Annotated in this window: 14 protein-coding genes and 3 tRNA genes; 3 read left to right on the forward strand and 14 right to left on the reverse strand. The window is 64.9% G+C overall.

Annotated elements, in window-relative coordinates; translation table 11 throughout:
* Positions 1–59: 59 nt before the first annotated feature.
* Positions 60–377, forward strand: a complete 318-nt coding sequence (locus AC1DKV_RS18995; RefSeq protein WP_441619433.1) for a hypothetical protein — start codon at positions 60–62, stop codon at positions 375–377.
* Positions 378–517: 140 nt separating this feature from the next.
* Here AC1DKV_RS18995 and AC1DKV_RS19000 read toward each other — a convergent pair.
* From AC1DKV_RS19000 to uvrC, 5 genes are all read right to left on the reverse strand, one after another.
* A tRNA-Cys gene (locus AC1DKV_RS19000) sits at positions 518–591 on the reverse strand.
* 108 nt (positions 592–699) lie between these two features.
* Positions 700–775: transfer RNA gene (locus AC1DKV_RS19005), tRNA-Gly, on the reverse strand.
* A 78-nt stretch (positions 776–853) separates the two neighbouring features.
* Positions 854–929: transfer RNA gene (locus AC1DKV_RS19010), tRNA-Gly, on the reverse strand.
* Positions 930–1,095: 166 nt separating this feature from the next.
* On the reverse strand, positions 1,096–1,698 hold the full coding sequence (gene pgsA, locus AC1DKV_RS19015; RefSeq protein ID WP_441619431.1) for a CDP-diacylglycerol--glycerol-3-phosphate 3-phosphatidyltransferase: 603 nt from the start codon (positions 1,696–1,698) through the stop codon (positions 1,096–1,098).
* Between the two features lie 104 nt (positions 1,699–1,802).
* The gene (uvrC, locus tag AC1DKV_RS19020) at positions 1,803–3,839 is read right to left on the reverse strand and encodes an excinuclease ABC subunit UvrC (protein WP_477137793.1); all 2,037 of its coding nucleotides are present in this window, start codon (positions 3,837–3,839) and stop codon (positions 1,803–1,805) included.
* A 113-nt stretch (positions 3,840–3,952) separates the two neighbouring features.
* Between uvrC and earP the strand changes: the two genes are divergently transcribed.
* Together earP and efp are read left to right on the forward strand one after the other, a co-directional pair.
* Entirely contained in the window at positions 3,953–5,155 is a 1,203-nt protein-coding gene (earP, locus tag AC1DKV_RS19025) for an elongation factor P maturation arginine rhamnosyltransferase EarP (protein WP_477137794.1), read from the forward strand.
* A gap of 191 nt (positions 5,156–5,346) precedes the next feature.
* Positions 5,347–5,907, forward strand: coding sequence for an elongation factor P (gene efp / locus AC1DKV_RS19030; protein ID WP_477137795.1), 561 nt, complete (start codon positions 5,347–5,349; stop codon positions 5,905–5,907).
* Positions 5,908–6,025: 118 nt separating this feature from the next.
* Here efp and nagZ read toward each other — a convergent pair whose 3' ends face one another.
* The 9 genes from nagZ to lepA all read right to left on the reverse strand — a co-directional run bounded on the left by nagZ (position 6,026) and on the right by lepA (position 14,110).
* A complete protein-coding gene (gene nagZ / locus AC1DKV_RS19035; protein WP_477137796.1) occupies positions 6,026–7,075 on the reverse strand; it encodes a beta-N-acetylhexosaminidase in 1,050 nt (349 codons plus the stop codon).
* Positions 7,076–7,080: 5 nt separating this feature from the next.
* Positions 7,081–7,521 carry a holo-ACP synthase gene (gene acpS / locus AC1DKV_RS19040; protein ID WP_441619421.1) on the reverse strand — a complete coding sequence of 147 codons (441 nt, stop codon included), beginning with the start codon at positions 7,519–7,521 and terminating at the stop codon, positions 7,081–7,083.
* Positions 7,518–8,300 (reverse strand): pyridoxine 5'-phosphate synthase, encoded by a 783-nt coding sequence (pdxJ, locus tag AC1DKV_RS19045; protein ID WP_477137797.1) that lies wholly within the window; start codon positions 8,298–8,300, stop codon positions 7,518–7,520. Before pdxJ ends, acpS begins: the two co-directional genes overlap by 4 nt.
* A gap of 10 nt (positions 8,301–8,310) precedes the next feature.
* Entirely contained in the window at positions 8,311–9,189 is an 879-nt protein-coding gene (recO, locus tag AC1DKV_RS19050) for a DNA repair protein RecO (protein ID WP_477137798.1), read from the reverse strand.
* Complete coding sequence (era, locus tag AC1DKV_RS19055; protein WP_477137799.1) at positions 9,182–10,117, reverse strand: GTPase Era; 936 nt, start codon at positions 10,115–10,117, stop codon at positions 9,182–9,184. Before era ends, recO begins: the two co-directional genes overlap by 8 nt.
* The gene (rnc, locus tag AC1DKV_RS19060; protein WP_020205117.1) at positions 10,114–10,884 is read right to left on the reverse strand and encodes a ribonuclease III; all 771 of its coding nucleotides are present in this window, start codon (positions 10,882–10,884) and stop codon (positions 10,114–10,116) included. Before rnc ends, era begins: the two co-directional genes overlap by 4 nt.
* Before the next feature lies 1 nt (position 10,885).
* Positions 10,886–11,209, reverse strand: a complete 324-nt coding sequence (locus tag AC1DKV_RS19065) for a DUF4845 domain-containing protein (RefSeq protein WP_441619413.1) — start codon at positions 11,207–11,209, stop codon at positions 10,886–10,888.
* Positions 11,210–11,340: 131 nt separating this feature from the next.
* Positions 11,341–12,240: a signal peptidase I gene (lepB, locus tag AC1DKV_RS19070; protein ID WP_477137800.1), complete on the reverse strand. Its 900-nt coding sequence runs from the start codon at positions 12,238–12,240 to the stop codon at positions 11,341–11,343.
* 76 nt (positions 12,241–12,316) lie between these two features.
* Positions 12,317–14,110: a translation elongation factor 4 gene (lepA, locus tag AC1DKV_RS19075; protein WP_477137801.1), complete on the reverse strand. Its 1,794-nt coding sequence runs from the start codon at positions 14,108–14,110 to the stop codon at positions 12,317–12,319.
* Between the last annotated feature and the right edge of the window lie 185 nt (positions 14,111–14,295).

Consider the following 14,295-nt stretch of genomic DNA (forward strand, 5'->3'; position numbering starts at 1 on the left):
CGGATACGCCTGCCCCGACGATGCCACGCCCGCCATTGATGGCGACGAGATCGCAACCGATGACACCGCGAACGGTGGGCGGTGTCACCTATATCTGCGGTGGCTCGGATAGCGAGGAGAACGAGCAGTTGACGCGCCTGGAGGAGCAGTACAACCTCGGCGTGGTCTTTACCGAGGGCCCGAATGGCGTATCCGCGACGGACGTGGATGTACGACTGCGCCGGCATGGCAGGGTGCTGGCATCCATCCCGGCGACAGGCCCGCGCTGCCTATTCAAGCTGCCGCCCGCAGACTACCGCGTGGAGGCCACTTACAAGGAACGCATGCAATACGTGATCGTGGAGACCGGGTCCATGGGGACAGGCTTGCGCTGGTAATCGCGTCCTGCCCTGATGCATATCGGGGATGTGGAGGACATGGCGGACATGGCAAGCAAGGATGGCCGGCATTGCGCACAACACCGGCGCCGGAAAGCAAAAAGCGCCACCGGCTAGGGTGGCGCTTTTTGCTTGAATCCTGGAGGCGGGGGTCGGAATCGAACCGGCGTACACGGCTTTGCAGGCCGCTGCATGACCACTCTGCCACCCCGCCGGGTGACTTGCTGCTGGATTGTAGCCGCAATCGCCCGACCCTGCCGGGGCCGCGCCTTGCGCACCATMATCACAAACAAAAAGGGAAGCGGCGCTTCCCTTTGGGATTTGGAGCGGGAGACGAGTCTCGAACTCGCGACCTCAACCTTGGCAAGGTTGCGCTCTACCAACTGAGCTACTCCCGCATTACATACCGCATAACTACTAAAAGTCGACCCGGATAATACACGGCATCGGCCGTCACCATCGAATCTGGCAAAAACTGGAGCGGGAGACGAGTCTCGAACTCGCGACCTCAACCTTGGCAAGGTTGCGCTCTACCAACTGAGCTACTCCCGCATGTTCCTGCTGACTTCTGAGCTAAAACGCAACTTCTGACCCGATATTGCTGCCATCTCGATGCGTTCTTGCTGCATTTCGCTTCGTTCGGTTTGTTTCGTCAGAAGCGAKAACAGGATTATTGCAAACCGGAACACCCTCGTCAAGCATATTTTTCACCGAGCCATTATTTTTGTGCGGTGGCTTCTCCGCCCAGCCGGCTACGCTCCCGGATCTGCGGCCAGGCGAGCTTCATGTAATAGAACATCGACCACAGCGTCAGCACGGCGGCCACATAGATCATCCACGTACCGAGCACCGAGGCGTCGACGATGCCGAGCAGGCTGTCATTGAACAACAGCAAGGGGATGGCGATCATCTGGAAAGTCGTCTTGAGCTTGCCGAGGAAATTGACGGCCACGCTCTTGGAAGCGCCGATCTGCGCCATCCATTCGCGCAGGGCCGAAATGGTGATCTCGCGGCCGATGATCACCAGTGCGATCAGGTCGGCGACGCGGCCCAGCGCCAGCAGCGAGAGCAGTGCCGCCGCCACCATCAGCTTGTCGGCCACCGGGTCGAGGAAGGCGCCGAATGACGAAGTCTGGTTCCAGCGCCGGGCAAGGAAGCCGTCCAGCCAGTCGGTGACCGCCGCCACGATGAAGAAACCGGCGGCCGTCATGTTCTTGGCGTGCATCGGGAGCCACGCCTCGGGCAGGTAGTACACCCCCACCACKAGAGGAATCATGGCAACGCGGAGCCAGGTCAGCAAGATCGGAATATTCAGCGGCATTGGGGGCTCGAAACGAGACAACGGCGATGGGTAACTCCGCGATTGTCGCCTATTTCAACGCCAGCCGAGCATTTCGCGCCGCGCGCGGCGCGCGCGGGTCCGAATCAATGCAGCTGGCGGTAGATTTCCTCGGCCAGCGCATGCGAGATGCCGTCGACACTCGCGATCTCGTCGATGCTGGCTGCCATGACCCCGCGCAAGCCGCCGAAGCGGGTCAGCAGCTTCTGCCTGCGACGCGCCCCGACGCCTTCGATCTCCTCCAGCCGCGAGGTGGTGCGCGCCTTGGCGCGGCGCGCGCGCATGCCGGTAATGGCGAAGCGGTGCGCCTCGTCGCGTATCTGCGCGACCAGCATCAGCGCCGCGCTGCCCTGCCCCAGTTCCAGCGACGGCCGTCCGTCGGCGAACACCAGCGTCTCCAGCCCGACCTTGCGGCCCTCGCCCTTGGCAACGCCGACCAGCAGGCCGATATCGAGACCAAGCTCCTCGAACACCTGGCGCGCCACTTCGACCTGGCCCTTGCCGCCGTCGATCAGCACCACGCTGGGCACCAGCGCACCGGCGGCATCGCCCTGGCCGCCATCGACACCGGCCTCGCGCGCCTGCTCCAGCATCTCCACCAGTTTCTGGTAGCGGCGCGTAAGCACCTGGCGCATGGCGGCATAGTCGTCGCCCGGCGTGATGTCCTGGATGTTGTAGCGGCGATATTCCGCGTTCTGCATCTCGTGATGATGGAACACCACGCAGGATGCCTGCGTGGCTTCGCCGGCGGTATGGCTGATGTCGAAGCACTCCACGCGCAGCAGCGCCAGGTCTTCCATGTCGAGAGCGATGGTCTCGGCCAGCGCGCGCGTGCGGGCTTGCTGGCTGCCCTGCTCGGCAAGCCGGCGCGACAGCGCCAGGGCGGCGCCCTGCTGCGCCATCTCGAGCCAGGCGCGGCGCTGCCCCTGCGGCTGGCGCACCAGCGTGACCTTGCGCCCGGCCTGCATCGACAGGGCCTGCAGCAGCGCCCTGTCCGGCGGCAGGTGGCTCACTACCAGGATCGGCGGCACGGCCTGGTCGAGGTAATGCTGGGCCATGAAGGCAGACAACACTTCGGCGGCGATGCGCTCCGCCGCGATGCCTGCGGGGGCCTCGGCGCCTGCCTCGCTGCCGGCACCGGCCTCGGCGTCCTCATCCTCGACGATCATCGCGCCTTCTTCCACGTGCGCAGGKAAATAGGCCTTGTCGCCGAGATGCCGGCCACCGCGCACCATCGCCAGGTTGACGCAGGCACGGCCGCCTTCCACGGCTACCGCCAGCACATCGATATCGCTGGCCTGGCCGACTTCCTCCACCGCCTGGCGCTTGAGCACCGTGGACAGCGCACCGATCTGGTCGCGCACCGCCGCCGCCTGCTCGAACTCGAGCCGCCCGGCATGCTCTTCCATCTTGGCCTGCAGGCCTTCCAGCACCTCGCTCTGGCGGCCCTGCAGGAAGCGCGCCGCATTGCTGACGTCACGCGCATAGTCTTGCTCGCTGATGGCGTTGACGCAGGGCGCGGTGCAGCGGTGGATCTGGTGCAGCAGGCAGGGCCGCGTGCGGTTGGTGAAGACAGTGTCCTCGCAGGTGCGCAACTGGAACACGCGCTGCAGGATCTGCATGCTCTCGCGCACCGCATGCGCGCTCGGGAACGGCCCGAAGTACTGGTGCTTGCGATCCGTCGCGCCGCGGTAGTAGGCCATGCGCGGAAAGCGGTGGCTGGTCAGCTTGACGAAGGGATAGGATTTGTCGTCGCGGAACAGGATGTTGTAGCGCGGCGCCAGTGCCTTGATCAGATTGTTTTCCAGCAGCAGCGCCTCGGCCTCGGTGCGCACCACGGTGGTCTCGATGCGCACGATCTTGGCCACCATCAGGGCGATGCGCGGCGACGGCAGGTTCTTGTTGAAGTAGCTCGAGACACGCTTCTTCAGGTCGCGCGCCTTGCCGACGTAGAGCACATTGCCCTGCGCATCGAAGTAGCGATAGACCMCCGGCAGGCCGGGCAGCTGCGCGATCGCCGCCTTGGGATCGAACTGTGGCTCGGGCGCGGCCGCGTGGCCGGGCTCGGCAGCCGCCGGGGCGGGCGTGCCTGGATTCTGGATTTCGGGTTCCGGCAGGGACATCGGGTGGGAATCGACCGTGTGGAAGCGGCCGGTCAGCGCACGGCCGGCAGGCGACGGCGCGACAGGCTCTAAAATCGCAAGTTTAGAGCAATTCCTTGTCGCCTCACGCCGCCATGACCACCCGCCCCGACCGCACCGTCCGCTCATGGGACATCTTCTGCACCGTCATCGACAACTTCGGCGATATCGGTGTCTGCTGGCGGCTGGCGCGCCAGCTTGCGCAGGAGCACGGCCACGCCGTGCGGCTGTGGGTGGACGACCTGCATAGCTTCGCGCGGCTGGCGCCGGGCCTCGACGTGAACGCCGGACAGCAGGAACTGGCCGGCGTGACGATCCGCCCATGGCGGCGGCCCGACCAGGAGAGCGGGCAGGACAGCGCCGCGMGCTTCGCCGGCGTCGTGCCGCACGACGCGGTGATCGAATCGTTCGCATGCGACCTGCCGGCGACATTTCTTGGCGCCATGGCTGCGCGCATGCCCAGGCCGGCCTGGATCAACCTCGAATACCTGAGCGCCGAGACATGGGTGCGGGAGCACCATCGCATGAGCTCGCCCCATCCGCGCCTGCCGCTGGTGAAGTATTTTTTCTTCCCGGGCTTCGAGCCCGGCACCGGCGGGCTGTTGCGCGAGTCCATGCTTGGCACGCAGCGCGAGCATCTGCGCGCCGCGCCTGCCGCCCAGGCCGCGCTGTGGCACCGGCTTGGCACGCGCCCCATCGACGGCGCGCTCAAGGTCAGCCTGTTCGCCTACCCCAACGCGGCCCTGCCGTCGTTGCTGGCGCAGTGGCGCGACGGCGCGGAGCCGGTGCAGTGCCTGGTGCCGGCCGGCCTCGCCGCCGAGCAGGCGAGCGCCTGGTTCGGCACGCCCGGTGCCAGGCCGGGCGACACCTTTTCCACCGGCAACCTGACGGCCCACGTGGTGCCGTTTGTGCGCCAGGAGCACTACGACGAGCTCCTGTGGCTGTGCGATGTCAACTTCGTGCGCGGCGAGGATTCCTTTGTCCGCGCGCAATGGGCGGGCCAACCGCTGGTCTGGCATATCTACCCGCAGGAAGACGCGGCGCACCTGGTCAAGCTGAATGCCTTTCTCGACMTCTTCACGCAACGGCTCGAGCGTGCCGGCAACGGGGCGGCGGCAGCGGCGTTCGCGGCGTTCTGGCGCGCATGGAATGCGCCTGGCGATTCACTCGACTGGCCAGCATTTCGCCTGCATTTGCCGGTGCTGCGCGAGGCGACCGAGCAATGGCAGCGCAGCCTGCAGCACCTCGGCGATCTGGCGGCAAATCTCGTGGGCTTCTGCGAAAATCAGGTAAAATAATCGGTTGATTTGATGGYGACCGGCCGGAAAACGGGGGAACGCGCAGAAGATGACAGTGGCACCCGCCACCGCATCGGCAGCGGAACCTGGGCGTACTGGACGGGCCGCGTGCGCACGGCCACCGCCGTGCGCTGGCAGCGCGCCTTCGCCACACCGAATTCCGAGACAATTTTTTCAGGAAAACAGTTCAGATGAARAYCGCACARGAACTCCGCGTCGGCAACGTATTCATGATCGGCACCGACCCGATGGTCGTGCAGAAGGCCGAGTACAACAAGTCGGGCCGCAACTCCGCCGTGGTCAAGATGAAGTACAAGAATCTGCTGACCGAAGCCCCGGGCGAGTCCGTCTTCAAGGCCGACGACAAGTTCGAAGTCGTGATGCTGGATCGCCGCGAATGCACCTACTCGTACTTCGCCGACCCGATGTACGTGTTMATGGACACCGAATTCAACCAGTACGAAGTCGAGCAGGACAGCATGGGCGACTCGCTGAACTACCTCGAAGACGGCATGAACGTCGAAGTGGTGTTCTACAACGACAAGGCCATCTCGGTGGAAATGCCCACCACGCTGGTGCGCGAGATCATCTACACGGAACCGGCCGTCAAGGGCGACACCTCGTCGGGCAAGGTGCTCAAGGGCGCCAAGATCAACACCGGCTTCGAGCTGCAAGTGCCGCTGTTCTGCAACATCGGCGACAAGATCGAAATCGACACCCGTACCGGCGAATACCGCAGCCGCGCAAACTAAGCGCAGCTGGTTCGCCGCTGCCCTCGCGGGCAGCGCAACGGCAAAAAAGGGCAGCCTCGGCTGCCCTTTTTGTTTCCCCGCACCGCAGCGCGGCTACCCGCCCGCGGCTTGCGGGTCGTCACGCGATCAGGCCGTGCCCTTTCAGCTCGCGCACGGCGACGGCGTAGTCKGGATCCTGCATCAGCTTGTTCCACGGCAGTGGCTTGCGGCGGCCAAACAGCTTGCGGATACGGCGCTGCGACGCCTTGCCGGCATCGACGTCGAGTTCGTTGAGCAACTGGTCGGCGCGCTCCGGATGATTGCAGAWCAGCACCATATCGCAACCGGCAGCGAGTGCCGCGCGCGCGGCCTCGGTGACCGTGCCCGCAACGCTGGCGCCCTCCATGCTCAGGTCATCGCTGAAGATGACGCCCTCGAAACCAAGCTGGGTCCGCAGCACGTCCTGCAGCCAGTAGCGCGAGAAGCCCGCCGGGTTCGGATCGACCTTCGGATAGATGACGTGCGCCGGCATCACCGACGACAGCGTCATGCCCATCCACTCGTAGGGACGCGCATCCTGCGCGAGGATCTCGTCGAGGCTGCGCTCGTCCACCGGCACCGCCACGTGCGAGTCCGCGGCGACAAAGCCGTGGCCGGGGAAATGCTTGCCACAGTTCGCCATGCCGGCGAGCAGCAGGCCGTGGGTCAGGTGGTTGGCCAGCATGGTCACCACGCGCGGATCGGCGTGGAAGGCCCGGTCGCCGATCACGGCGCTGCGGCCATAGTCCAGGTCCAGCACCGGCGTGAAGCTCAGGTCGATATCGCAAGCGCGCAACTCGGCCGCCAGCACGTAGCCGCAATGCACGGCAGCCTTGGTCGCGGCAAGCACGTCGCGGTCCCACAGCTCGCCCAGGCGACCCATGGCCGGCAGGTGCGTGAAGCCGTCGGTCCTGGCGCGCTGCACGCGGCCGCCTTCGTGATCGATGCAGATCAGCACGTCCTCGCGCACGGCACGGATCTCATGCGTCAGCGCCTGCAGCTGCGCACGCGACTCGAAGTTGCGCGCGAACAGGATCACGCCGCCGGTGAGCGGATGGGAGATGCGGCGGGTGTCTTCGGCATCGAGGTGCTTGCCCTTGACATCGAGTACGACGGGGCCCGGCCGCTTGCCGGAAATCTTCTTGATCATTGGGATTATTCGCTAGGCTGGGAAGCGAGCGGCAGCGCGCCGGGAGCGCCGGCGCCACCAAGCTCTGCGATCGCAAAGGCGACCGCGTATTCGTGTTCGTCGCTGACACTGACCCGCACCGTCACGCCGCGTTCCCGCAGCCAGGCATCCAGTTCGCCATGGCAGTGCGGATACGGCTCGCCGGACGGCAGGTTCAGCAGCTCCATCGCGCGCCACGTCATCGGCCAGCGCATGCCCAGCCCGATGGCCTTGGAAAAGGCCTCCTTGGCGGCAAAGCGCGTGGACAGGAAGGCGAGGCCGCGCTTCTCCGAACGCGCGCGGCGCGCATGGTATTTCTGCAGTTCCTGCGGCCCGAGCACCTTCTCGGCAAAGCGCCCGCGCGTGCGCTCCATCACGCCTTGCACGCGGTTGATCTGGATGATGTCGGTGCCGATGCCGTAGATCACGCTGCTGCGTCCGGGCGCGGATAGGTGGTGCCGAGGCGCGCAGCGACCATGATGGCCTTCATCTCGCGCACGGCGTTCTGCCAGCCGACGAAGACCGCATGCGCGACGATGGCGTGGCCGATATTGAGTTCCTTGATGCCGTGCATGGCGGCGACCGGCTGCACGTTGGTGTAGTGCAGGCCGTGGCCGGCATTGACCACCAGGCCAAGCCGCACGCCGGTATCGACGCCTTCGGCCACACGCTGCAGTTCCGTGGCCTGCTCGGCCGGCGTGTGCGCATCGGCATAGCGCCCGGTGTGCAACTCCACCACCGGCGCGCCGCAAGCGGCGGCCGCTTCGATCTGCTCGGCCTGCGCATCGATGAACAGCGACACGCGGATGCCCGCGTCGGCCAGTTGGCGGCAGGCTGCCTTGACCTGCTCGAAGCGCCCCGCCACATCGAGCCCGCCCTCGGTGGTGACCTCCTCGCGCCGCTCGGGCACGAGGCAGACATCCTGCGGCCGGATCGCGCAGGCGATGTCGAGCATCTCCTGGGTGATCGCGCACTCCAGGTTCATGCGCGTGGCCAGTAGCGGGCGCAGCGCGTGCACGTCGGCATCGCGGATATGGCGACGGTCTTCGCGCAGGTGCAGCGTGATCAGGTCGGCGCCGGCCTGCTCGGCCTGCAGCGCGGCCTGGATGGGATCGGGATAGACCGTGCCGCGCGCGTTGCGCAGCGTGGCCACGTKGYCGATGTTKACGCCAAGGTCGATGACGCCGGGATGCGCGTGGAAAATCATGCGGACGGACTCAGAGATAGTGCAGGTCGATCAGGATCTGGCGCGTCTTCAGCGGCGCGCCTTGCAGATAATAATGCAGCAGGAAGCGCATCAGCGCACGGCTTTGCGTCACCGTCTGCGCCCGGCGGTAGTCGTCCTGCGACATATCGAGCAGCGTCTGCCCGGAAACCACCGGCCAGGACGACGGATCGCTGGGCTGTGCGCGGCGCACGCCGCGCTCCGGCTGGTACACGTAGTCCAGCCCGGGCTCCACCGCCTCGCCAGAATTCGCGCATTGGTCGAAGGCCACGGCAAAGCCGGTCTCCTGCAGCAGCACGCGCTCGAAGCCGCGCAGCACCAGGCCGGCCTGCTCGCCGTGCGCGAGCCGCGTGAGCGTGGCCATGTACTGGCGGAACAGCGCCACGTGGGCGTCTTCGCGCGGGCAGAAACGCAGCAGCAGTTCGTTGAGATAGAAACCCGAGAGCAAGGCGTCGCTGGCCAGCGGCAGCATGCCRCCGACCCACTCAGCGCGTGTCAGCGTCTTGACCTCGCMGCGCCCGCTCCATGACAGCGAGATCGGCTGGAAATGCTGGAGCACCGGGCGCAGCGCCGAATGCGGGCGCTTGGCGCCCTTGGCGACCATGGCCATGCGCCCGTGGTCACGCGTGAACACGTCGAGGATCAGGCTGGTTTCGCGGTAAGGCCAGGCGTGCAGTACGAAGCCCGGCTGGTTGGCTACGCGCAACTCGGTGCGCGCCKGGACGATGCGCAGCGCGCGGTCCATCATGGCGCGCTGCTMGGCCACCGCCATGCCGGGCACGGCCTGGCTGCCCAGCAGCTCGGCGGCTTCTTCCGCCACCGGATCGACGCGGCGGGCCTTCAGTGCAGGCCCGCCCGCTCTGTCATTCATAGCCGTAGGCGCGCAATCCAGCTTCGTTGTCGGCCCAGCCGCTCTTCACCTTGATGAACATTTCCAGGTAGACCTTGCCGTCGAACAGCTTTTCCATGTCGATGCGGGCTTCGGTGGAAATGGTCTTGAGCTTGGCGCCCTTGTTGCCGATGATCATGGCCTTGTGGCCATCGCGCTCGACCAGGATGGTGGCGAAGATGCGCCGCAGCCTGCCTTCGGTCTCGAACTTCTCGATGACGACCGTGCTGGTGTACGGCAGTTCGTCGCCGGTCCAGCGGAACACCTTCTCGCGGATGATTTCCGAGGCCATGAAGCGCTCGCTGCGATCKGTCATGGAATCGGCGTCGTACATCGGCTCGCCCTCCGGCAGGTAGGGCCGGATGATGGCGAGCAGGCGGTCGATGTGGTCTTGCGTCTTGGCCGACATCGGCACCACTTCCGTGAACTGGAACTGATGCCCCATCTTCTCGAGGAAGGGCATCATCACCTCAGCCCGGTCCGCGCCGAGGCGGTCCAGCTTGTTGGTGATGAGCAGCACCGGCACCTTCTTGGGCAGCAGGGACAGCACCTTCTCGTCATCGGGGCCGTAGTGGCCAGCCTCGACCACKAACAGCACCAGGTCCACGCTCGACAGCGTGGACGTCACCGCACGGTTCAGCKAACGGTTCAGCGCGCTGGCGTGCCGCGTCTGGAAACCCGGCGTGTCGACGAAGACGTACTGCGCGTCATCCGTGGTCTGGATGCCGACGATGCGGTGGCGCGTGGTCTGCGCCTTGCGCGAAGTGATGCTGACCTTCTGTCCGACCAGCGCATTCATCAGTGTGGACTTGCCGACGTTGGGACGCCCGACAATGGCCACGGTGCCGCAGCGGAACGCAGCGGTTGGGGTACCCGCGGCGTCTGGCCGCGGATCGGTAGATTCGGTCATTCCTTCAACCTGAGAGACAACTGGGGATCGGGTGGCACCGGCTGCTTGCGCGTCTTGCCGGTGCGCTCGGCCCGGCTGCGCTTGAGCAGCTGGGGCACGAGCTTCTGCACCTCGTCGAGCGCCAGCTTGGCGGCAGCCTGTTCGGCCGCGCGGCGCGACGCGCCGGTACCGAACACCCGCACTTCCAGTTTAGGCACGGTGCACTCGACTTCAAACTGCTGGTTATGCGCGGCGCCGTGGGTGGCGATCACGTTATATTGCGGCAGGGCGATCTTGTGGCCTTGCAGGTACTCCTGCAACAGCGTCTTGGCATCCTTGCCCAGCGTGCGCGGATCGACCTGCTCGAGAATCGGGATATACAACTTGCGGATCAGGGTGCGTGCGCCCTCGAAACCGGCATCGAGGAACACGGCACCGACGATCGCTTCCAGTGCATCGGCAAGGATCGAGGGACGGCGGAAGCCGCCGCTCTTGAGTTCGCCCTCGCCCAGGCGCAGCGCCTCGGACAGCTGGAGCATCTGCGCGATCTCGTACAGCGCCTGCTGCTTGACCAGGTTGGCCCGCACGCGGGACAGATCGCCCTCGTCGAGCTTGCTGAACATGCCGTACAGCATATCGGCCACGGCGCAGTTGAGCACCGAATCGCCCAGGAACTCAAGGCGTTCGTTGTGCAAGGCACTGTGGCTGCGGTGCGTCAGCGCCTGCTGCAGCAATTCTGGCTTGCTGAAGCGGTAGCCGAGGCGTTGCTGTAAGGCGTCGAGGTTCATGTCAGTACTGCGTTCCCGAGTAGGTAATCAAAAGGCTMAGCGGGCCGTATAGCGGCACCTCGTTGCGGTAGGAAAATCCCACYGAGCGGATCGTGCCGTTGTCATCCTCGTGGATATCCAGATCGTCGCTGCGCACGGCGGTAATACGGTCGATCTGCGCCTGCTTACTGAAATAGTCGGCAATTTCGCGCTTGTTGGATGCCTGCTGCTTGGCATAACTGACCGCGCGTTTGACCGAGAAATACTCCAGCAGGCTCGGTATCGCCCTGACCGCCGGGATCACCACGCCCCCAACGACCAGGATAACGACGAGCAAGCTGCCCATCGAGAAGCCGCGCCGCCTGTCATTCCCCGCCAGGCGCGCCCGCCCCCCGACTGCACCAACTACCTGACCCGATCGACCCATAATGCGCTTTCCCTCGCTTGACTGGAGTGGTTATTCGCGCCGCGGGGATGCTACTTGAACGATCCCACGCGTCCGATATTGCCGAGGTTCATCCAGATCAGGAACGCCTTGCCGACGATATTCTGATYGGGCACGAAGCCCCAGTAACGTGAATCCAGGCTGTTGTCGCGATTGTCGCCCATCACGAAATAGTGACCCTGCGGTACCTTGCAGGTCAGCCCCTGCTGATTGTAAGTGCAGTTCTCGTGGAACGGAAAATCCGGATCGGCGCCGGAGACGAAGGMGGGACGATCCGTGTCGTTCAGGATACCGTGCACGGGGCCGTCCGGCAGTTTCTCCTGGAAGTGCTTGGAGTACGACAAGCGCTCCTCGTCGAGGTAGTCCGGCAGCGCGCTGTATTCGGCCGGCTTGCCGTTGATGGTCAGGCGCTTGTTCTGGTAGCTCACCACGTCGCCCGGCACGCCGATCACACGCTTGATGTAGTCGAGCGACTGGTCCTTCGGGTAGCGGAATACCATMACGTCGCCGCGCTGGGGCTCACCCACCGCCATGATCTTCTTGTTMACCACCGGCAGACGGATGCCGTAGTCGTACTTGTTGACCAGGATGAAGTCGCCGATCAGCAAGGTCGGGATCATCGAGCCGGACGGGATCTTGAAGGGCTCGACCACGAACGATCGCAGCACGAACACGGCCAGGATCACCGGGAAGAAGCTCGCCGAATACTCCAGCCACCAGGGCTGGCGCAGCTTTTCCTCCGCCAGGCGGCTGCGCGATGTATCGATCTCGCCGACGCCGTAGCGGCCCTGCAGGTCAGTCCTGCGCGCATCGAACTCGGCCAGCGCGGCCTGGGCGGACACCCGCCGCTGCTTCTCGAACACCAGCTTGTCGGCCATCCAGGCAACGCCCGTGATGACCACCAGCACAAAAAKAATCAGTGCAAAATTCATGACGGCTAGATCTTGGTGATGTTTTGTTAGAGTCTGCTTCGCCAACGGCCGGGCCGACCGGCCCCGCCGCTTTCTTTTATTTGTCGCTCACCTGCAGGATCGCCAGGAATGCTTCCTGGGGAATCTCCACCGTGCCCACCTGCTTCATGCGCTTCTTGCCCGCCTTCTGCTTCTCGAGCAGCTTCTTCTTGCGCGAGATATCGCCGCCGTAGCACTTGGCCAGCACGTTCTTGCGCAGCGCCTTGACGTTCTCGCGCGCGATGATGTTCGCGCCGATGGTGGCCTGGATGGCCACGTCGTACATCTGGCGCGGGATGATCTCGCGCATCTTAGAGACGACCTCGCGGCCGCGGTACTGCGAGTTGCTCCGGTGCACGATCACCGACAGCGCATCGACCTTGTCGCCATTGATCAGGATGTCGACCTTGACCACGTCGGCGGCACGGTACTCCTTGAACTCGTAGTCCATCGAGGCGTAGCCGCGCGACACCGACTTGAGCYGGTCGAAGAAGTCCATKACGATTTCCGCCATGGKGATCTCGTACGTGAGCTGCACCTGCTTGCCGTGGTAGCTCATGTTGATCTGCGTGCCGCGCTTCTGCGTGCACAGCGTGATCACCGAGCCCACGTAATCCTGCGGCATGTACAGATTGACCGTGACGATCGGCTCGAGGATGTTCTCGATGCGGCTCGGGTCCGGCATCTTGGCCGGGTTTTCCACCGTCAGCATGGTGCCGTCGCGCATCTGGACCTGGTACACCACCGTCGGCGCGGTGGTGATCAGGTCCATGTCGAATTCGCGCTCCAGGCGCTCCTGCACGATCTCCATGTGCAGCAGGCCGAGGAAGCCGCAGCGGAAGCCGAAGCCCAGCGCCTGCGACACTTCGGGCTCGTACTGCAGCGACGCGTCGTTGAGCTTGAGCTTCTCCAGCGATTCGCGCAGCGCTTCGTACTGGTTGGATTCGACCGGGTACAGGCCGGCGAACACCTGCGGCTTGACTTCCTTGAAGCCCGGCAGCGGCGCGGTGGCCTTGCGCGCCATGGTGGTGATGGTATCGCCCACCTTGGCGGCCTTCAGTTCCTTGATGCCGGCGATGACGAAACCCACCTGCCCCGCCGTCAGCGACTCGCGCTGCAGCGACTTGGGCGAGAACACGCCGACCTGCTCGACCAGGTGCTGCGAGCCAGTGGCCATCAGCAGCACCTTGTCCTTGGGCTTGAGGACGCCGTTGACCACGCGCACCAGCATCACCACGCCGACGTAGTTGTCAAACCACGAGTCGATGATCAGCGCCTGCAGCGGCGCGTCCACGTCGCCCTTGGGGGCGGGCACGCGCGCGATCATGGCCTCGATCACGTCCTCCACCCCGACCCCGGTCTTGGCCGAGCACGGCGTGGCATCCTGCGCATCGATCCCGATCACTTCCTCGATCTCGCGGATGGCGTTTTCCGGATCGGCCTGCGGCAGGTCGATCTTGTTGAGCACCGGCACCACTTCCACGCCGAGTTCGATCGCCGTGTAGCAGTTGGCGACAGTCTGCGCTTCCACGCCCTGCGAGGCGTCCACCACCAGCAGCGCGCCTTCGCAGGCGGACAGCGAGCGGCTGACTTCATAGCTGAAGTCGACGTGTCCCGGCGTGTCGATCAGGTTCAGGTTGTAGACCTKGCCRTCGCGCGCCTTGTAGCTCAGCGCSGCSGTCTGGGCCTTGATGGTAATGCCGCGCTCCTTCTCGATGTCCATCGAGTCGAGCACYTGYGCTTCCATCTCGCGATCGGACAGGCCCCCGCAGAGTTGGATGATGCGGTCGGCCAGGGTCGATTTGCCGTGGTCGATGTGAGCGATGATCGAGAAGTTGCGGATATGGTCCATCTGATGTTCAGGGGTGCGCCATGTCTGGCCGCGATGTGCCCGCTTGAGCACTTCGGGTAGCGCAGCAATTATGGTCGGCCCGGGACAGGCACCCCGCAGGGGCACGCAGCTCGGGGCCGCAGGTTGGTGACGCTGAGTTTGCGCCAAAGTGCGATTTTACCGTACTTTCAAGGACTTCCGTATTG

The sequence above is a fragment of the Cupriavidus sp. 05T41 genome (assembly GCF_056396525.1).